We start from the raw sequence: 19763 nt of genomic DNA on the forward strand, positions 1-19763 counted from the left end.
GTGGTTCAATTCTAGGCCTGATCCGCCGGTAATACTTTCAGCCGTTACAAACCGGTCAACATCGCATCCGCCGGCGCATCCGCACGCAGTTGCGCGGTAAGGGTGAAGTACAAAAATCCGATCGCCATAAAGCCGAGGAAGATCAGGCCGATCAAGGTATTGAACCAGGCCATCGCCACCAGGCACACCAGCGCCAGCACCAGCGCGATCATCGGCACCAATGGGTAGCACGGCGCGCGGAAGGTGCGTTCGAGGTTCGGCTCGGTTTTGCGCAGTTTGAACAGGCTGAGCATGCTCATGATGTACATCACAATCGCGCCGAACACCGCCATGGTAATCATCGCGGCGGTAAGGGTCATGCCGCCGAGGTTGATCAAGCCGTCGCTATAAATAGCGGCAATGCCGATCACGCCGCCGGCGAGGATCGCCCGGTGCGGCGTCTGGAAGCGCGACAGCTTGGCCAGGCCCCGTGGCAAGTAACCGGCGCGGGCGAGAGCGAAGAACTGTCGCGAGTAGCCGAGGATAATCCCGTGGAAACTCGCCACCAGGCCGAACAGGCCGATCCATACCAGCATATGCAACCAGCCGGAATTTTCCCCGACCACGGTTTTCATGGCTTGCGGCAGCGGATCGTTGATGTTTGACAGGGTGCGCCAGTCACCCACGCCACCGGCGAAGAACATCACGCCCATGGCCAGGATCACCAGGGTCAGAATGCCGCTGATATAGGCTTTGGGAATGGTGCGTTTCGGGTCTTTGGCTTCTTCGGCGGCCATGGCCGCGCCTTCGATGGCGAGGAAGAACCAGATTGCGAACGGGATCGCCGCGAACATCCCGGCAATCGCCGGGGCGCCGAACACATCGGAACCGGCCCAGCCGTTCAGTGCGAAGTTGCTGAAGCTGAACGCCGGGGCGACCACGCCCATGAACACCAGCAATTCGGCCACGGCCAGGATGCACACCACCAATTCGAAAGTCGCGGCGAGCTTCACGCCGAGGATGTTCAGGCCCATGAACACGATGTAGGCCCCGACCGCTGCGTGTTTCGGGTCGAGCGCCGGGAATTGCACATTCAGGTAGGCGCCGATGGCCAGGGCGATGGCGGGCGGTGCGAAGACGAATTCAATCAGCGTCGCCAGCCCGGCGATCAGTCCGCCTTTCTCGCCGAACGCCCGGCGGCTGTAGGCAAATGGCCCGCCCGCGTGGGGAATCGCGGTGGTCAGTTCGGTGAAACTGAAGATGAAACAGGTGTACATGGTGGCGACCATGAATGAGGTCACCAGAAAGCCCAATGTCCCGGCCACGCCCCAGCCGTAACTCCAGCCGAAATACTCGCCGGAAATCACCAGCCCGACCGCAATGCCCCACAGATGCAAAGTGCCCAGCGTGGGTTTGAGTTGTGTGTTCATGCGTTTGCTCCCTGAACGGTTTGGACAGCTCAGGGTGAAACGTTGCAGTGGGCGTGCCATTGCGCCAGTTGCCGTCGTAATACGTTGAAACCAGTCGTATCGGGAATATTTGTTGCTGGATGTTTACATATTGTGCGCCAGTACAGAGCGTTGTTGCCTTTTATGCCGCCTTCGCGAGCAGGCTCACTCCCACAGTTGGCACTCGCCAAACGCTACACCACCGCACCCTGTGGGAGCGGGCTTGCCCGCGATGAGGCCCGCACAGCCCCTGCAAATCCCAGCTGTAACGCCACCATAAACCCACTCTTTACGCATTCTTTATGCCCCGCCACACCCCTCGCCCTCGTTCCTTTACAGCCTCCCTGCCGACAATGGCCGTACACGCGGCAATACGCCGTAACACGGAGAACTTCCATGAGCGTTCTGGACGGGGTGTCACTGCTGCTGGCAGTGGGGCTGTTCATTTATCTATTGGTTGCGCTGTTGCGCGCGGACCGGAACTAGGAGCGGCTATGCACAGTTATGACTATTGGCTGATCCTCGCCTTCCTTGCGGTGGTCCTGGTCCCGGCGCCGTACCTCGGGCGCTTTTACTACAAGGTCATGGAAGGCCAGCGCACTTGGCTGTCGCCGATCCTCGGGGCGGTGGAGCGGGTGTGTTATCGGGTCTCGGGTGTCGATCCGCAGCAAGAGCAGACTTGGCAGAAGTACACCCTGGCGTTGCTGGCCTTTAACCTCGCCGGTTTTCTGCTGCTGTTCCTGATCCTGTTGTTCCAGGAATACCTGCCGCTCAACCCGCAAAAGCTGCCAGGCCAAGAGTGGACGCTGGCGTTTAACACCGCGATCAGCTTCATGACCAACACCAACTGGCAGGCCTACAGCGGCGAAGCCTCGCTCAGCTATCTGAGCCAGATGGTCGGCCTCACCGTGCAGAATTTCGTCAGCGCCGCGACCGGTCTGGCCGTACTGGTTGCGCTGTGCCGTGGCATCGGTCGCAAATCGGCCACGACCCTGGGTAACTTCTGGGCCGACATGACCCGCGCCACCCTCTACGGTCTGCTGCCGCTGTGCCTGCTGTTGGCGCTGTACCTGGTGTGGCAGGGCGTTCCGCAGACGTTCGCGCAGTACATCAACGCCGTGACCATGCAAGGGGTCGATCAGGTCATCCCGCTGGGCCCGGCCGCCAGCCAGATTGCGATCAAGCAATTGGGCACCAACGGTGGTGGCTTCTTCGGTGTCAACTCGGCGCACCCGTTCGAGAACCCGACCGCGTGGAGCAACCTGTTTGAAGTGGCCTCGATCATCCTGATCCCGGTGGCGCTGGTGTTTACCTTCGGCCATTACGTGAAAGACCTGCGTCAGAGCCGCGCGATCATTGCGTGCATGTTCGCGCTGTTCCTGATCGGCGGCGCCACCTCGCTGTGGTCGGAATACCAGCCGAACCCGACCCTGAACAACGCCGCCGTCGAACAGACCGCGCCGCTGGAAGGCAAGGAAGCGCGCTTCGGCACCACCGCCACGGTGCTCTGGTCGGTGACCACCACGGCCGCGTCGAACGGCTCGGTCAACGCCATGCACGACAGCCTCAACCCGCTGACCGGCATGGTCGCGCTGGTCAACATGATGGTCGGCGAAGTGATCTTCGGCGGCGTCGGCGCCGGCATGTACGGCATGTTGCTCAACGTGTTGATCGCGGTGTTCCTTGCCGGCCTGATGATCGGCCGCACACCGGAATACCTCGGCAAGAAGCTGCAAGCCAAGGAAGTGCAATTGCTGGTGGTCACCCTGCTGGTGATGCCGGTCGGCGTGCTGGTGCTGGGCGCGATTGCCTCGGTATTGCCAGGGCCGATCGCCTCGGTCAGCAACCCCGGGCCGCACGGTTTCAGCCAGTTGCTGTACGCCTACACCTCGGCCAGTGCCAACAACGGTTCGGCGTTCGGCGGCTTCAGTGCCAACACCGGGTTCCACAACCTGATGCTGGGCCTGGGCATGTTGATCGGTCGCTTCGGTTACATCCTCCCGGTTCTGGCCCTGGCCGGCAGCCTGGCGCTGAAGAAAAGCGCACCGATCGGCCAGAACAGCTTCCCGACCCATGGCCCGCTGTTCGTGACCCTGTTGACCGTGACCATTTTGCTGGTGGGCGGCCTGACCTTTCTGCCGACCCTGGCGCTGGGCCCAATTGCTGAACATTTGAGCTTGGGCTTCTAAGGAGTCAATGATGAATATGCCCGCAACCAAACCGGTCGCCGCCAAGGCGCCGGAGCAACCGAAAACCGCGATCTCGGCCCTGTGGCGCCCGGCGCTGGTGCAAGCCTTCGTCAAGCTCGACCCGCGTCAACTGCAACGGGCGCCGGTGATGTTGGTGGTCGAACTGACCGCCGTGCTCACCACAATCCTGTGCTTTGTGCCGGACACCACCGTGCCGACCTTCGTCGCCGCGCAGATCGCCCTGTGGCTGTGGTTCACCGTGCTGTTCGCCAACTTCGCCGAAGCCTTGGCCGAAGGTCGCGGTAAGGCTCGCGCCGACAGCCTCAAGGCTGGCAGCGAAGGCTTGAGTGCGCGCCGCAGGAAAGCCGACGGCACCTTTCAGGTAGTGCCGGCCACGGCCCTGCGCAAGAACGACATCGTGCGCGTCGAAGCGGGGGAGATGATCCCCGGTGACGGCGAGGTGATTGAAGGGATCGCGGCGGTCAACGAAGCGGCGATCACCGGTGAATCCGCGCCGGTGATCCGCGAGTCCGGCGGCGACCGTTCGGCCGTCACCGGCAACACTCGATTGGTGTCTGACTGGCTGCTGGTGCGCATCACCGCCAACCCCGGTGAGTCGACCCTCGACCGCATGATCGCGCTGGTGGAAGGCGCCAAACGCCAGAAAACCCCGAACGAAGTGGCGCTCGACATCCTGCTGATCGGCCTGACCCTGATCTTCCTGCTGGTGGTCGTAACCTTGCAGCCGTTCGCCCACTTCGCCAATGGCAGCCTGCCGCTGGTGTTCCTGGTGGCGTTATTGGTCACGCTGATTCCGACCACCATCGGTGGCCTGTTGTCCGCCATCGGCATCGCCGGCATGGATCGCCTGGTGCGCCTGAACGTGATCGCCAAGTCCGGCCGTGCGGTGGAAGCGGCGGGGGACGTGCACGTCCTGCTGCTGGACAAGACCGGCACCATCACTTTCGGTAACCGTCGTTGCACCGCTGTGTATGCCGCCCCCGGCGTGACGGGCAAGGAGCTGGCGGAAGGCGCGTTGTTCGCTTCGCTGGCGGACGACACGGCGGAAGGCAAATCCATCGTCGAGTACCTGCGTGCTCTTTATCCACAGGCTGAGCCGAGCGCCGAGCAACTCACTGCAGTGCCGTTCAGCGCGGAAACCCGTCTGTCCGGCGTTGACTACCAGGGCCGGGTGTTCCGCAAAGGCGCGGTGGATTCGCTGCTGAGCTTCGTCGGCCTGAAACGCGCTGACCTGGCGGCACCGCTGTCGCGGGAAATCGACAAGATCGCCCAAAGTGGCGGCACCCCGTTGCTGGTCTGCGTCGACGGCAAATTGCTCGGCGCGATTCACCTCAAGGACGTGGTCAAGCCTGGCATCCGCGAGCGGTTCGCCGAGTTGCGCAAACTGGGGATCCGCACCGTGATGGTCACCGGCGACAACCCGCTGACCGCTGCCGCGATTGCTGCTGAGGCGGGCGTCGATGACGTACTGGCCGAAGCCACCCCGGAGAAAAAACTGGCGCGCATCCGTCACGAGCAGAACGACGGACGCCTGGTGGCAATGTGTGGCGACGGCGCCAACGACGCCCCGGCGCTGGCCCAGGCTGACGTCGGCATGGCGATGAACGATGGCACCCAGGCGGCGCGCGAAGCGGCGAACATGGTCGACCTCGACAGCGACCCGACCAAATTGCTGGACGTGGTGCAGATCGGCAAGGAGTTGCTGGTGACTCGCGGGGCGTTGACCACGTTCTCGATCGCCAACGACGTGGCCAAATACTTTGCCATCCTGCCGGCGCTGTTCGCCTCGATTTATCCACAGCTTGGCGTACTCAACGTGATGCACCTGGCCAGCCCGCAGAGCGCCATCCTCTCGGCGATCGTGTTCAACGCGCTGATCATTGTGGTGCTGATTCCCCTGGCCCTGCGCGGTGTGCGCGTCCAGGCCGCCAGTGCCGCCGCGCTGCTGCGCCGCAACCTGCTGATCTATGGCCTGGGCGGGATTCTGGTGCCGTTCGTGGGCATCAAGGCCATCGACATGCTGCTGACGGCGTTGCATTTGGTTTAAGTCGAGAACTGGCGGGGAGCGCTGCTTAGGTGGTGAAGACCACTTTTGTGGCGAGGGAGCTTGCTCCCGCTGGGCTGCGCAGCAGCCCCCGCATCCCGTCAGTCACCTTGCATCGACTGGTTTACGACTGCTGCGCAGCCGAGCGGGAGCAAGCTCCCTCGCCACACAGGATCGAGTGGCTCCCAGATTTTGCGTACCCATGAATTCGAGGATTTTCAGATGTCCACCGTATTACGTCCGGCCTTGAGCCTGCTTGTTTTGATGACGCTGATCACCGGCGTCGCTTATCCACTGGTAGTCACCGGCGTTGCACAGGTCGCGTTTCCCGACCAGGCCAACGGCAGCCTAGTGCGCGACGCCGACGGCAAGGTCCGTGGTTCTTCGCTGATCGCCCAGGATTTCACCGGCGACGCCTGGTTCCACCCGCGTCCATCGGCCGGTGCCTTCGCCACGGTGTCGAGCGGCGCGAGCAACTTGTCGCCGAGCAACCCGGCGCTGGCCACCCGCGTCATCGACGACGCCAACAAACTGCAAGTCCCCGGCCAGGGCCCGGTGCCGCTGGCGCAGCTGACCACCTCCGGCAGCGGTCTCGACCCGCACTTGCCACCGGCGGCAATTGCCTATCAACTGGCGCGTGTCGCCAAGGCGCGCAACCTGCCCGTGGCCACCGTAGAAGAACTGATGAACGCCAACATCGAAAGCCCGCTGATCGGCCCTCCGGTGGTCAACGTGCTGGCGCTGAACCGGGCGCTGGAAAAACTGTAAATCGATGATGGATTCATCGCGAGCAGGCTCGCTCCAACAAGAGCATCGCTTTCCCCTGTGGGAGCGAGCCTGCTCGCGAAGCGGCCCTGACAGTCAACGCATCAACCTCTGAACAGAAAGAGATCCCCAAGCATGAGCGACTCCGGCCGCGCCGACGCCCTGTTAGCTGATTTACCCCGTGATGGCCGTGGCCGGTTGAAGGTGTTTCTCGGTGCCGCGCCCGGCGTCGGCAAGACCTACGCCATGCTCCTGGCCGCGCACACGCAACTGCGCCAGGGCGTCAAAGTCATCGCCGGGGTGGTGGAAACCCATGGCCGCGCCGAGACCGAAGCTTTGCTCGGCGGCCTGCCGCAGCAACCCATGCTGCGCTCCGAATACCGTGGCGTGCTGCTCGAAGAAATGGACCTCGACGGCTTGCTCAAGGCCCGACCAAAACTGGTGCTGGTCGATGAATTGGCCCACAGCAACGCCCCCGGCAGCCGTCACGCCAAACGCTGGCAAGACATTCAGGAACTGCTCGCCGCCGGCATCGACGTGTTCACCACGGTCAACGTCCAGCACCTCGAAAGCCTTAACGACCAAGTGCGCGGCATTACCGGCGTGCAGGTCCGCGAAACCCTGCCCGACTGGGTGCTGCAGGAAGCCTACGAACTGCTGCTGATCGACCTGCCACCGCGCGAGCTGCTCGAGCGCTTGCGCGATGGCAAGGTCTACGTGCCGGAGCAGGCGCGGGCGGCGATCGATGCGTTTTTCACCCAGACCAACCTCACCGCCTTGCGCGAACTGGCGATGCAAACCGCCGCCGCGCAGGTCGACAATGATTTGGCCCAGGGTTATCGGCAGCTGGGCCAGGCGGCGCCGGCCGTGCGCGGGCGCTTGCTGGTCGGCATCGATGGCGATGCCCAGGCCGAACGCCTGGTGCGTCACGCCAGCCGCGTCGCTCAGCGCCGGCATTTGCCCTGGAGCCTGGTGCATGTGGATAACGGCAGCGCCCGCGACGAACAATCGCGCCAGCGCCTGCAAAGTGCCCAGCAACTGGCCGAACGCCTCGGTGGCGAGGTGGTGCAACTGCGCGCCGGCGAGGTGGCGAAAACCCTGATCCAGCATGCCCGCGAGCGCCGCGCCAGTCTGCTGCTGGTGGGCCAGTCGCAATTGCGCTGGCGCCGTCGAGTGTTCGGCGGTGGCCTGGCGTCACGCCTGCTGCGCGATGCCCGAGGCCTGGAAATCAACGTGCTCGACAGCGATCACGAACAACAGGCGCCACGCCAGCGTTCGCCGCAGGCCTGGGTCTGGTTCGACTACGCGCTGGCGCTGCTGGCGACGGTCCTCGCCAGTGCTCTGGCTTGGGCGGTCGCCGGTGTGCTGGCGTTGCCGAACATCTCGCTGGTGTTCCTCGCGGCGGTGCTGCTAGTGGCGGTGCGCAGCAGCCTCGGCCCGGCGCTGGCCTGTGCGGCATTGTCGTTTCTGGCTTATGACTTTTTGTTTATTCCGCCGAATTTCTCCCTGAGCATCCAGCGCGAAGAAGACGTGCTGACCTTGCTGTTCTTCCTGCTGATGGCGGCGCTCACCGGCAACCTCGCGGCCCGTCAGCGCCGCCAGTTACAAGCGCTGCGCGACACCCAGGAAGAAACCAGCGAGCTGCTCGACCTGTCGCGCAAACTCACCGCCGCTACCGATCGCCAAGCGGTGATCAGCGCCGCCGCGCAACATCTGGAAGGCTGGAGCGAGCTGCAACTGTGCCTGCTCAATCGGGTCGGCCCGGCAGAATGGAAGGTCGAGACCGGCGGCCCGCTGAGCTTCACCGACAGCGAGCGCGCCGCCGCTGACTGGGCCTGGCAACACGATCAACCGGCCGGCATGGGCACCGGCACCTTGCCGTTTGGCCGTTGGTGGTGGTGGCCGTTGTCCGGGGAAGAAGGGCCGCTGGCGCTGCTCGGCGTCTGTGCCAAGGAGGGCACGCAACTGAGCGGCCAGCGCCGCCGCTTGCTCACCGCCCTCAGCCAACCGCTGGCCCAGGCCTTGGCCCGCGCGCAACTGGCCGAAGAGCTGGAAGCCGCGCGCCTGCACGGTGAAACCGAACAACTGCGCAGCGCCTTGCTGGCCTCGGTCTCCCACGATTTGCGCACGCCGTTGACGTCCATGCGCGGCAGCATCGACAGCCTGCTGGCGCTGGGCGAGGCGATCCCGCTGGAGGATCGCCGCGAACTGCTCGAAGGCACCCGCGATGAAGCCGAGCGCCTCGATCGCTACATCCAGAACTTGCTGGACATGACCCGCCTCGGCCACGGCGCGCTGAAACTGGCGCGGGACTGGGTGTCGCCGGCCGACATCGTTGGCAGTTCGCTCAATCGCCTGCGCGCGGTGCTGGCGCCGTTGCAGGTCAGCACCGAGGTCGAACCGCAGTTGCCGTTGTTGTACGTGCACGCGGCGTTGATCGAACAGGCGCTGGTCAATGTGCTGGAAAACGCCGCGCGCTTTTCCCCGGTCAACGGGCGTCTGCAATTGCGGGCCGGCGCCGACGACAACGAGCTGTATTTTTCAGTGGCCGATGAAGGTCCGGGCATTCCGGTGGAGGAGCGGGCGAAGATTTTCGACATGTTCTACACCGCCGCCCGTGGTGATCGCGGCGGCCAGGGCACTGGACTGGGGCTGGCGATCTGTCAGGGCATGGTCGGCGCTCATGGCGGGCATATCAGCGTCACCGAGGGCATCGACGGGCGCGGCACCTGCATCACCTTGCACTTGCCGTTGCAGGCACAGCCGGGGTTTGAAAGTGAAACCTGAGCCGGTGAAGTCGAAGCACGGCTACGTTACTCTCTTGCCACCCCTAATGTTTGATGTGAAACCATGAGCCAGACCGCGACCATTTTGGTCATCGATGACGAACCGCAGATCCGCAAGTTCCTGCGCATCAGCCTCACGTCCCAGGGTTACAAAGTGCTGGAGGCCGGCACTGGCAATGAAGGCCTGGCCCAGGCCGCGCTGAACAAGCCTGACTTGCTGGTGCTGGACCTTGGCTTGCCGGACATGGACGGCCAGCAAGTGCTGCGTGAATTTCGCGAGTGGTCGACGGCGCCGGTGCTGGTGTTGTCGGTGCGTGCGGGGGAAGGGCAGAAGGTCGAAGCGCTGGACGGCGGGGCTAACGATTACGTGACCAAGCCGTTTGGTATCCAGGAATTCCTCGCGCGGATTCGCGCCTTATTGCGCCAGGCTCCGGCCGGTGAAGCTCAGGAAGCGGCGCTGAGTTTCGGCCCGCTGACCGTCGACCTGGCCTACCGTCGCGTGCTGCTGGACGGCGCGGAAATCGCCTTGACCCGCAAGGAATACGCAGTGCTGGCGCAACTGGCCCGCCATCCGGGACGGGTCATCACCCAGCAGCAATTGCTCAAAGACATCTGGGGGCCGACTCATACTGACGACAGCCATTACCTGCGCATCGTCGTCGGGCATTTGCGGCAGAAACTCGCGGATGACCCGACCCAGCCCAGGTTTATCGTCACAGAAGCAGGGGTGGGGTATCGGTTGTTGAGTGATTCTGGGCTCTAGTTTTTGCGTTGGCTGATCCGGCCTCATCGCTGGCAAGCCAGCTCCCACCGGGTTTTGGGTTGTTGAAGTGATTTGCATCAGACTCATCTGTTGTGAGCACTGGGTTAGTTGGAGCGATCTGTGGGAATCTGGATCAGGCACATTTGTTGTGAGCACTGAAGACCCCTGTGGGAGCTGGCTTGCCAGCGATGGGGCCCTGCAAGTCACCCAAAAACCGGCGGCCTTACTCCCGCTCACTCTCATACCGATCCAATGTATCCCGCGCAATCTCGCGGCCCAACGCGATCAATTCCGGCGCTTTGTAAAACTCGAAAAACCGGCACACCCGCTTCGGCACGTTGATCAAAATGTCCGGCGGGTAGCCGGCAATCTTGTACTGCGCCAACGAGGTCTGCATCACCTCGAAACTCTGGTTGATCAAATCCAGCAGCGACGCAGGCCCAACGTTGTCGATGATGAACGATCCGGTGGCGGATTTCGGTGCGCCGGGGCTTTCCGGGGCGGCGGCAGGTTGCTGGGCCTCGGGCTCGGCGCTGTCGAGCCAGGGGTTGATCTCGGCGGCCTCGGCCTTGAGCGCTTCCTGTTCCAGCAACAGCAATTGCTCGGCCTGTTTACGCCGGAACGGCAGGTGCGAGCCGAGCGAACTGACCAGGTTGTTGAAGCGACTTTTGAACGCGGCCGGGCGCGGGATCACCGGCAGTTGGTAGTGCTTCTGATTGGTCGAGTTGAGGTTGACCGCAATGATCAAGTCACAGTGGCTCGACACCACTGGCACGATCGGCAGCGGGTTGAGAATGCCGCCGTCCACCAGCATCCGGTTGCCCTGCATCACTGGGGTGAACAAGCTGGGAATCGCTGCCGAGGCGCGCATCGCCTGGTGCAGGCAACCTTCCTGGAACCAGATTTCCTGCTGGTTGGTCAGGTCGGTCGCCACCGCCGTGTAGGGGATGCGCAGGTCTTCGATGTTGATCTCGCCGACGATCTTGCGGATCTGCCCGAAGACTTTTTCGCCGCGAATCGCGCCGAGGCGGAAGCTGACATCCACCAGCCGCAGCACGTCGAGATAATCCAGGCTTTCGATCCAGTTGCGATACTCATCCAGTTTGCCGGCGGCGTAGATCCCGCCGACCACCGCGCCCATCGAACAACCGGCGATACAGGCGATGTCGTAACCGCGTCTTTCAAGCTCTTCGATGACGCCAATATGCGCATAACCCCGGGCTCCACCAGAGCCCAACACCAGTGCGACACGCTTCTTCATGACTCGGACCTTGAGCGAACAAGGTTCAACAATGCACCCAACCCGGTGCCGGCTTCAATCGTTGTGGTGGCGCTGTCGCATTTGAATAAAAACGCACACACATTTAGCGCCACCTAACGGCCCGGCGCACGGCTATAGTGAGCGCATTGCAGCAAGGCACTTTTTGCCCGGCCCACCGTCTTAACCAGCACGACTGTTTCCCTACCTTGAGGTGTGATTGATGAAAGCCTGGATCTGCGTGCCCCTGATTGCCTTGGCATTGGCCGGTTGCGCCGGCAAGACCGCTTACCGCGACAGCTGCGGCAGCCAACTCGACAGCGCCTGGAAAGAGCTGGACCTGGCCAAGGCCGAAGGCTTTGCCGGCACCGTGAGCTATTCCAAGGCGTTGTCCTTGCTGACCGGCGCCAAGACCCAACAACAATTCGAAGCGTTCGAGGGCTGCGCCAACAAGGCCGAGAAAGCCCGCTTCTACATTCGTGAGTCCCGCGCGGGCCGCTAACCCTTGGTGGATGGAATGACCCGATGATCAATCGCCTGGTGGCGCAGATTCTCAGCCTGGATATTCGCTTGATCGCCTGCCAGGCGCGCCTGAGTGCCAACACCGACTCCGAGGCCCTGCACGATCTGCGCACCACGGTACGGCGTTTGCGCAGTCTGTTGCGTCCGTTGCGCGGATTGCCCGGTGTCGAACAACTGGAAGCGGCAGCCAAAGCCGTGGGCGACCTGACCACGCCGCTGCGTGATCTGGAAGTGCTGGCGGCGTATTTGCACGAGAAAGGTCATCACGTATTGGCCGAGCGCCGCGCCGCGCAACTGGTCGGCGTGTTTCCTGGCGTGGCCGACAGCGATGAAGTGGCGCGCTTGTTGTTGGTGCTGGATGCTTTTCCACGCTTTCTGCGAGCCTCGCAGCGCCAGGGATTGCTCAAGGGCTTGCGCCAGCGCATCGAAAAACGCCTGGCCAAGCAATGGAAGCAACTGGACGCGGCGCTGCATGACCCGGCTCACGACCGCCATCGCTTGCGCTTGCTGATCAAGCGTGTGCGTTACGCCATCGAAGCCTATCCCGAACTCGATCGTCTGCCGGCCAAAGCCATGCCACGCCTCAAGTCTGCACAAGCGGCGCTGGGCGATTGGCACGATAGTTTTCAATGGCTGGCCCAGGCTGAACTTCAGGCTGATTTGCGACCCTGCATTCCGGTGTGGCAAATGACCATGGCCAAGGCCGAACAGCGCGCCGACCGGGTGCTCGACAAACTCAGCGCCGATTGCTTCAAGGGTTGAGGCTCTTCTGTCCGCGCATTTGGCCGGAATGCGCGCTGTAGAGCACCCTTCGGCTGGTTAAGATCGCGCCATCCGATTCTTGCTTGCGAGGTTTCCATGCGCTTTTGCGATCTGCTCGATGCTGTCCGCCGCCAACCGCTGGATCTCTCCATCCCTGCCGAGTGGGCCCAGGGCCGCGCCAGCTTTGGCGGCCTGGTCGCTGCGTTGCAGTACGAAGCCATGCGCGCCAAGGTCCCGGCGGATCGGCCGGTGCGTTCGCTGGCAATTACCTTCGTCGGCCCGGTGGCGCCCAATACAGGCCTGAGTTTTGAAGTGGATGTGTTGCGCGAAGGCAAAGCCGTCAGCCAAGTGCTGGGGCGCGCGATGCAGAACGGCCAGGTGGTGACGCTGGTGCAGGGCAGTTTCGGCGCCTCGCGGCCCTCCGAAGTGACCGTGACAGCCGAGCCGGCGCCGGAAATGAAGCACTGGGACGAGTGCCAGGAATTACCCTATATCCCCGGCATCACCCCGGAATTCATGCGCCACCTGGCGATGCGCTGGACGGTAGGCGGCTTGCCCTTCAGCGGTAACACGTCACGACAAATGGGGGGCTGGGTGCGCTTGCGCGGTGACGTGAAAGAAGAGCCATTGGGCGAATCGCACATCCTGGCGTTGGTCGACGCCTGGCCGCCATCGCTGATGCCGCACCTGAGCAAACCGGCGGCGGGCAGCACGTTGACCTGGACGATTGAATTCGTTCAGCCGCTGCTGGAGCTGACCACGCTGGACTGGTGCAAATACCTGGTCACCATCGAGCATGCCCGCGATGGCTACGGCCACGCCGCCGCCAACCTGTGGAGCGCCGATGGTCGCTTGATCGCCCTCAGCCGGCAGACGGTGACGGTATTCGGCTGACAGATTAGCGCCGATGGCGATTGCGCCAGGCGCGCCACCAGCCACCACTGAGAATAAAGCGCGGAAAGGTCAGGAATTGCTCCACCAGCAGGCGCGAAACCGCGTCCTTGCGATCAGCGAACGGCTCGGAGGCTTGCGCCTCCAGGCTGTGGCCGTGGCGCTGCAAGGCCAGTGCGGCAATCACGCCGATCACCCCAATGGCCAGGTTGCCGAAGTGCAGGCCCAGCACTCCGCAGATAATCAGCAATGCGGCGACGATAAACAGCGGCACAGCGATCAGGTGCAACACCAGGTTGGTCGGATGCTGATGATTAGCCCCGTAGGCGCGCCATTGCCAGGCGGGCAGGTTGGGGTGGCGTTTACCCATGATCGAACTCCTCAATTCCATGCGTGGTACATAGCCTGAAGAATAGGCCTGGCCCGGTCGCTCGGCGAATCGCGGTTGGCTATGGGAGTGATAGGGCTTGATGGTTTGGATTGATGTTGGTCGGGGGCCGCTATTCGCGAGCAGGCTCGCACAGTGATCTCTGCAAGCATTCAGGCCTCTTGGGAACGAGTCTGCTCGCGAAGACGTCCTCAAAGCTTCAACTGACCAATCGCTCTGTTCAGTTCTCCCGCCAACACCGCCAATTCATGACTGGTGGTCGCCGAGCCCACAGTCTGTCGCACGGTGTTCTCGGTGACATCGCGGATGCTCACCACCGCGCGATTCATCTCCTCGGCGACATGACTCTGCTGCTGCGCCGCCACGGCAATCTGGGTATTGCTCTCGCGCATCTGCGCCACCGCGCCGGTGATCTCGGCCAAGGCCACGCCAGCTTCTTGGGCCTGTTGCACGCAATCGTCAGCCTTGAATGAGCTTTCCTGCATAAAATCCACCGCATCGCGGGTGCCCGCTTGTAGTGCGGTGACCATGCCGGTGATTTCGTCGGTGGAGGCCTGCACCCGTTTCGCCAGGTTACGCACCTCGTCCGCCACTACCGCAAAGCCACGGCCCATTTCCCCGGCGCGAGCGGCTTCGATGGCAGCGTTGAGCGCCAGCAGGTTGGTCTGTTCCGCAATGCTGTGAATCACCCCGACCACGCCGTTGATCTTCTGGCTGTCTTCGGCCAATTGCTCAATCATCCGCGCGGTTTGCTGCACCCCTGTGGATAACCCGCTGATCGATGTTTGCACCCTTAGCACCACGGCATGACCACTGCCGGCCAGGCTGTCGGCGGTTTGCGAGAGGTCGCGGGTGGCGCCGGCGTGTTGAGCGATGTGGTGAACCGTGGCCGACATTTGGTTGATCGCGGTGGCCGCCTGATCGGTTTCGCTTTGCTGGCCGAGCATACCGTGGCGCACTTCGCTCATGCTCGATGCCAGCCGCGCGGCGCCTTCATCCAATTGCCGCGCGGTGCTGGCGACGGTGCTGACCACACGCTGATACCCGGCTTGCATGGCGTTGAAAGCATTGGCCATTTGCCCGACTTCATCGGCCCCCGTCAACGGCACTCGCGCGGACAGGTCGCCCGTTTTTTCGACGTGCAGCATGACATCCTTGAGGGTGTTGAGTTGCGCCAGCAGAAAACGGATCAGCAATTGCGAAGCGCCGAGCATCGCCAGCATCAACACGAACACTGCTACTGCGTAGTGGACGAAACGGTCGCTGAATACCTGGCTCAGGCTTGGGCCATAGGCGAGTACTGCGACTTGCTGGGCATCGGCCCTTGTGAATACCTCGGCACCCATCAACGGATTGTCGCCGAACAGCGGCAGCGCATCGAAGGTCACCCACCCCTGAGCGTCGCGCAATGGCGTCAATGGCTGGTCGTTGAGTATCGGCGTCTGCCCGCGCAGGAAGGTCAGCCAGTCAGCGGCCTTTGGCAGTGGTTGCCCGGCGGGCCAGGCTTTCAACAACTGCGCCTGGCGTTGCGCGGCCATTTGCGACGCCTGGCCGCGCGCCTGTTGCTCTAGCTGCACGGCGTATAGCACCAGCAGCAGGGTCGTGACAAAGGCGACCGCATTGACCGCCCAGAATTTGTACTTCAGCGAGATATTGCTAAGCCAGGCACCCATGGAGGTCTTCTCTGATAGCGGGAACAGTTTCGGCAAGGTGCCATTATTGTGCCGCTACGAGAATGTCGGGATTTGACCCACATCAATGTGGCAATACAAAAACCTGAGCCCGCTCGCGAAAGCGATTTGTCAGTTGAATTCATATCGGCTGACACGCCGCCTTCGCGAGCAGGCTCCCCCACAAAGGAGTTCGGGTAGTCAGGGGAGGGTGGGCAATCCAAAAAACGCCCGCGCACACGCGGTGGTATGCGCCGCCAACTCTTCGTGACTTTCTTCCCGGTGCAACGCCACTTCCCGCAGCACTTCGGTCAAGTACGCCGGTTCGTTGCGGCCGTTTTTCGGCTTTGGGCGCAAGCTGCGCGGCAGCAGGTAGGGCGCGTCGCTTTCCAGCATCAGCCGGCCCCGCGGGATGTCGCGCACCAGCGGATGCAGGTGGGTGCCGCGGCGTTCATCGCAGATCCAGCCAGTGATGCCGATGTGCAGATCAAGGTCGAGGTAGCTGAACAGGGCTTTTTTCTCGCCGGTAAAGCAGTGCACCACTGCGGCGGGCAATTGATCGCGGAAGTCGCGCAGGATCTCCAGCAGACGCTGGCTGGCGTCGCGCTCATGCAGGAACACCGGCAGTTGCAAATCGACCGCCATCGCCAAATGCTCTTCGAGGACTTTTTCCTGCTGCGCGCGCGGCGATAAGTCGCGGTTGAAATCGAGCCCGCATTCGCCCACCGCCACCACGTTCGATTCTTTCAGCAAACTGCGCAGGCGCTGGGCGCTGTCAGCGTTCCATTCGCTGGCCGAATGCGGGTGGATGCCAGCGGTGGCGAACAGCCGCTGAGCGCTCTCGTCCAGTTGTTGGCACAACTCCAGAGCTTGCTCGCTGCCCTCTACACTGGTGCCGGTCAGCACCAGTTGGCAGACCCCGGCGGCATAGGCGCGATCCAGCACCGCTTGGTGTTTATCGGCGAAACTGGGGTTGGTCAGGTTGACGCCGATATCGATGAGTTGCATGGTGCTACCTTCAGGCCAGAGGCCGGAAAGCATATCAGAGCTGTAGATTTATAAGAAAAGCCAAGAACTACAACGAGTTAAAGCTGTCTTTTGATGCCGCGAGGCAGACCGGCTGATGGGTTTTTCCATCGCTGTGCCCGTCTCTCGCACTTTGTCAGCGCTCAGGCGCTCTGTTTCGGTCGTGCGGTTTCTCGATTTTCTGCAGAAACGACCCCCGTATTCTTTCCGGAGAGTGGATGATTCGTCCCTCGGTTTTATTACTGTTGTGTGGTGCGTTGCTGCTGCCCTTACCGGCGGTTGCGCGTTTGGCCGGGCCGGTCGAAGCGGCGGCGCCGAGCAGCGTCCGCGACTTGGCAGAAATCCGCGGCAGTCGCACCTTGCGCGTGCTGGTCAACCAAAGCCGCAACAGCTCCGGCGAAGTCCAGGGCCAATCGATCGGCGTCGAATACCACCGCTTGCGCGCGTTCGAGCAATACCTCAACGGTCACGCCCGTGACGGCCAGGAAATCACCCTCAAGATCATCCCCAAAGCCAAGGATCAACTGCTCGGCGCCTTGCAGCGCGGCGAGGGCGATCTGGTTGCGCCGGGTGAATTGCTCGACCCGACTTCCATGCACGGCATCAGCGCCAGTGAGCCGATCTCCAGCAAAATCCCGTTGATTCTGGTCGGCATCAAAGGCGAGCGCCGGTACACCAAGCTTGAGCAGCTCTCCGGTAAAACTCTCGCGTTGCCCACCGGCAGTGCGGCCGGTGATGCGGTGAGCCAGATCAACCAGAAGCTGGCGCTGCACAAACTGCCGCCGGTGAAAGTCGAGTGGGTCGACCCGAGCCTGGCAGTTGAGGATGTGCTGGAGATGGTCCAGGGCGGGATTTTCCACCTGACCATTGTCGAGCAACCGATTGCCGAGCGCTGGGGCAAGATCCTGCCGAAGTTGCGTTTCGATCGCCAGGTGATGATCAGCGATCCCGGCGAGGAGTTCTGGTTCGTGCGGCGCGATGCGCGGATTCTACGCGCGAGCATCGATCACTTTCTCAAGACCTACAAAACGCCGTCGGATCAGGACGTGGCGTTTCTGCGTATCTACCGGCGGCTGTATCAGGTGCACAATCCGCTGGCCAAGGCTGACCGCCAGCGTCTGGAAAAACTGCGCCCGGTCCTGCAAAAACATGCTGACGCGCAAGGCATGGACTGGCTGAACCTGGCCGCGCTGGCGTTCAAGGAATCGGCGCTGCAGCCCAAGGCACGCGGAGGCGGCGGGCCGACCGGGTTGATGCAGATCACCCCGTCCGCGGCACAGCGGGTCGGGGTCAATAACATTCAGGAACTGGACGCCAACGTCATGGCGGGGGCCAAATACTTGGCGATGATCCGCCGCAAATTCTTCTCTAGTCCCAAACTCAATGAGCGTGAGCGCATGGCCTTCGTCCTTGCCGCCTACAACATGGGTCCGGAGCGAGTGCAGGGCATGCGCGCAGAAGCCCGCCGCCGTGGGCTCAACCCGAATCAGTGGTTCTTCCAGGTCGAACGCATTGCCATGGAGCAGGTGGGAATGGGGGCCGTCAGCTATGTTAATAGCGTGAACAAGTATTACCTGGCGTACGACCGGGAGCGGGACTCGTTGGAGCCACCGACGCAAAAAGTGGCTACACGGAAGTGATCGATTTATTCGATTGTTATGGTGGAAATATTGCGCTTTTAACATAAACAAAACTGATTAATATTGCGGCCAACCAACACTAATTAGGGATAAGGCAACATGAGCACATTCGTCAACAAAGTACTGTTTACCCGCGCTGGCTACGGTTTGACGGTGCTGCGCATCGTGGTCGGGGTGATTTTCGCCGCCCACGGTGCCCAGAAACTGTTCGGTATGTTTGGTGGCTACGGCCTGGCTGGCACCGCGCAGTTCATGGAAAGCGTGGGTCTGACGCCGGGTTACCTGATGGCCGCTCTGGCCGGTGGTACCGAGTTCTTCGCCGGGCTGGCGCTGATCATCGGCCTGCTGGTACGTCCGGCGGCACTCGGCCTGGCAGTGCTGTCGTTGGTGGCGATCTTCTCGGTGCATTTGCCTAACGGCTTGTTTATGGCTAACAACGGTTACGAGTTCGCTCTAGCATTGTTGGGTGGCTCGATCGCGGTGCTGATCGAAGGCGCCGGCAAGTTGTCTGCCGATCGTGCCATCGCCGGCTAACGGCTCTGGCTCAAGGAAAAGGCCCGCATTGCGCGGGCCTTTTTTGTTGCTCGGGATTCTTGACACTCACCAGTCACGTTCTCTAGGATGCCGCTCATGCGCCGATTTAAACAGCTACTTGCGGGGCGCCAGGTAACCCATTCGTTACCGACAGAAGCCATAAACAGGCTTCGAAATACCGCTAAAGCGCTGGTTCGGTGTTGCCTCTCACCTGCCATGCAGACTTTTGAGGCAGAGACACGACACGATGAACGCACTACGCCCTCCAGTTCGCCCCGCGCCGATCACAGCACACCTCACCCAGCGCAATCCCAAAATTCTCCTTGGCGGTAAACACCAGCCGACGCTGCTGCGTTATCTCGATGGCTGGCCGCGTCGCACCGGTGGCCCGGCGGCGTTCCTGATCCAGTTTGTCGACGACGGCGATTCCCTCGCACGTTTTGCCAGCGACAGCTTTGACCTGGCAGTGATTCAGTCACCCAGCCTGGAAGAGGCGCCTGAGGTTATTCGCCACCTGACCCGCGTCGCACGCCAGGGGCTAATCGCACGGCGCTGACTACGGGTAACTGATGGCGGTGATGTAAACAAACTGTTCGCCCGTCGGTGTCTGCACCCGGACTTCAGCGTCCAGTGCCTTGCCGATCAGGGCGCGGGCCAATGGTGAATCGATGCTGATCAGGCCCAGCTTCAAGTCCAGTTCGTCAGGGCCGACGATGCGGTAGCGCGACTCCTTGCCGTCCTCGTCTTCGATTGTGACCCAGGCGCCGAAGTAAACCTTGTTCGGATCACTGGGTTTTTCGCTGACCACTTTCAGCGCTTCGAGACGTTTAGTGAGAAAGCGCACGCGGCTGTCGATTTCCCGCAGCATCTTTTTGCCGTAAGTGTATTCGGCGTTCTCCGAACGATCGCCCTGTGCGGCGGCTTCGCTCACCGATTGCGTCACTTGCGGCCGCCGTACGTGCCAGAGTTCGTGAAACTCGGCGCGCATCCGCGCTTCACCTTCCGGGGTGATCAGCGCGGTGCCAGCGGTGCGAGGAGGACGGTATCGGCTCATGACAGTTTCTTGTAGTGATGAAG

At 62.1% G+C, this 19763-nt stretch carries 18 protein-coding genes; 12 read left to right on the plus strand and 6 right to left on the minus strand.

The features are described from left to right. Nucleotides 1–44 precede the first annotated feature (44 nt). Entirely contained in the window at nucleotides 45–1409 is a 1365-nt protein-coding gene (eat, locus tag RG836_RS20835; protein WP_310849090.1) for an ethanolamine permease, read from the minus strand. Between the two features lie 414 nt (nucleotides 1410–1823). On the opposite strand from eat, the gene kdpF reads away from it, so the two are divergent. From kdpF to RG836_RS20865, 6 genes are all read left to right on the plus strand, one after another. Beyond that, nucleotides 1824–1913, plus strand: a complete 90-nt coding sequence (gene kdpF, locus RG836_RS20840; RefSeq protein WP_007899818.1) for a K(+)-transporting ATPase subunit F — start codon at nucleotides 1824–1826, stop codon at nucleotides 1911–1913. An 8-nt stretch (nucleotides 1914–1921) separates the two neighbouring features. Further along, nucleotides 1922–3616, plus strand: coding sequence for a potassium-transporting ATPase subunit KdpA (kdpA, locus tag RG836_RS20845; protein ID WP_310849112.1), 1695 nt, complete (start codon nucleotides 1922–1924; stop codon nucleotides 3614–3616). A 10-nt stretch (nucleotides 3617–3626) separates the two neighbouring features. Next, nucleotides 3627–5684: a potassium-transporting ATPase subunit KdpB gene (gene kdpB, locus RG836_RS20850; RefSeq protein WP_310849114.1), complete on the plus strand. Its 2058-nt coding sequence runs from the start codon at nucleotides 3627–3629 to the stop codon at nucleotides 5682–5684. Between the two features lie 219 nt (nucleotides 5685–5903). Continuing rightward, complete coding sequence (kdpC, locus tag RG836_RS20855) at nucleotides 5904–6449, plus strand: potassium-transporting ATPase subunit KdpC (RefSeq protein ID WP_310849116.1); 546 nt, start codon at nucleotides 5904–5906, stop codon at nucleotides 6447–6449. Between the two features lie 132 nt (nucleotides 6450–6581). Continuing rightward, a complete protein-coding gene (locus RG836_RS20860) occupies nucleotides 6582–9233 on the plus strand; it encodes a sensor histidine kinase KdpD (protein ID WP_310849118.1) in 2652 nt (883 codons plus the stop codon). 63 nt (nucleotides 9234–9296) lie between these two features. Continuing rightward, nucleotides 9297–9995, plus strand: coding sequence for a response regulator (locus tag RG836_RS20865; RefSeq protein WP_310849120.1), 699 nt, complete (start codon nucleotides 9297–9299; stop codon nucleotides 9993–9995). 223 nt (nucleotides 9996–10218) lie between these two features. On the opposite strand, the gene RG836_RS20870 is transcribed toward RG836_RS20865, so the two are convergent. Continuing rightward, on the minus strand, nucleotides 10219–11256 hold the full coding sequence (locus tag RG836_RS20870; RefSeq protein ID WP_310849122.1) for a patatin-like phospholipase family protein: 1038 nt from the start codon (nucleotides 11254–11256) through the stop codon (nucleotides 10219–10221). Nucleotides 11257–11476: 220 nt separating this feature from the next. Here RG836_RS20870 and RG836_RS20875 point away from each other — a divergent pair, with 220 nt between their 5' ends. From RG836_RS20875 to RG836_RS20885, 3 genes are all read left to right on the plus strand, one after another. After that, nucleotides 11477–11755: a hypothetical protein gene (locus RG836_RS20875; protein WP_310849123.1), complete on the plus strand. Its 279-nt coding sequence runs from the start codon at nucleotides 11477–11479 to the stop codon at nucleotides 11753–11755. A gap of 23 nt (nucleotides 11756–11778) precedes the next feature. Then, nucleotides 11779–12537: a CHAD domain-containing protein gene (locus RG836_RS20880; RefSeq protein ID WP_310849126.1), complete on the plus strand. Its 759-nt coding sequence runs from the start codon at nucleotides 11779–11781 to the stop codon at nucleotides 12535–12537. Between the two features lie 96 nt (nucleotides 12538–12633). Continuing rightward, on the plus strand, nucleotides 12634–13431 hold the full coding sequence (locus tag RG836_RS20885) for an acyl-CoA thioesterase (RefSeq protein WP_310849128.1): 798 nt from the start codon (nucleotides 12634–12636) through the stop codon (nucleotides 13429–13431). Between the two features lie 4 nt (nucleotides 13432–13435). Here the strand turns inward: RG836_RS20885 and RG836_RS20890 are convergent, their stop codons facing one another. The 3 genes from RG836_RS20890 to RG836_RS20900 form a co-directional block, all read right to left on the minus strand. Then, a complete protein-coding gene (locus RG836_RS20890) occupies nucleotides 13436–13798 on the minus strand; it encodes a DUF962 domain-containing protein (protein WP_310849130.1) in 363 nt (120 codons plus the stop codon). A 209-nt stretch (nucleotides 13799–14007) separates the two neighbouring features. Next, nucleotides 14008–15489, minus strand: a complete 1482-nt coding sequence (locus tag RG836_RS20895) for a methyl-accepting chemotaxis protein (protein WP_310849132.1) — start codon at nucleotides 15487–15489, stop codon at nucleotides 14008–14010. Between the two features lie 198 nt (nucleotides 15490–15687). After that, nucleotides 15688–16494, minus strand: coding sequence for a TatD family hydrolase (locus RG836_RS20900; RefSeq protein WP_310849135.1), 807 nt, complete (start codon nucleotides 16492–16494; stop codon nucleotides 15688–15690). A gap of 236 nt (nucleotides 16495–16730) precedes the next feature. Here RG836_RS20900 and RG836_RS20905 point away from each other — a divergent pair, with 236 nt between their 5' ends. From RG836_RS20905 to RG836_RS20915, 3 genes are all read left to right on the plus strand, one after another. Beyond that, nucleotides 16731–18152 carry an MltF family protein gene (locus RG836_RS20905; protein WP_310849137.1) on the plus strand — a complete coding sequence of 474 codons (1422 nt, stop codon included), beginning with the start codon at nucleotides 16731–16733 and terminating at the stop codon, nucleotides 18150–18152. Nucleotides 18153–18251: 99 nt separating this feature from the next. Beyond that, nucleotides 18252–18686, plus strand: coding sequence for a DoxX family protein (locus RG836_RS20910; protein WP_310849139.1), 435 nt, complete (start codon nucleotides 18252–18254; stop codon nucleotides 18684–18686). 247 nt (nucleotides 18687–18933) lie between these two features. Next, nucleotides 18934–19242 (plus strand): class I SAM-dependent methyltransferase, encoded by a 309-nt coding sequence (locus tag RG836_RS20915; protein WP_310849141.1) that lies wholly within the window; start codon nucleotides 18934–18936, stop codon nucleotides 19240–19242. On the opposite strand, the gene greB is transcribed toward RG836_RS20915, so the two are convergent. Next, nucleotides 19243–19740 carry a transcription elongation factor GreB gene (gene greB, locus RG836_RS20920; protein WP_310849142.1) on the minus strand — a complete coding sequence of 166 codons (498 nt, stop codon included), beginning with the start codon at nucleotides 19738–19740 and terminating at the stop codon, nucleotides 19243–19245. It lies immediately after the preceding gene. Between the last annotated feature and the right edge of the window lie 23 nt (nucleotides 19741–19763).

This window comes from Pseudomonas rhizozeae, assembly GCF_031583775.1.
Taxonomy (GTDB): Bacteria; Pseudomonadota; Gammaproteobacteria; order Pseudomonadales; family Pseudomonadaceae; genus Aquipseudomonas.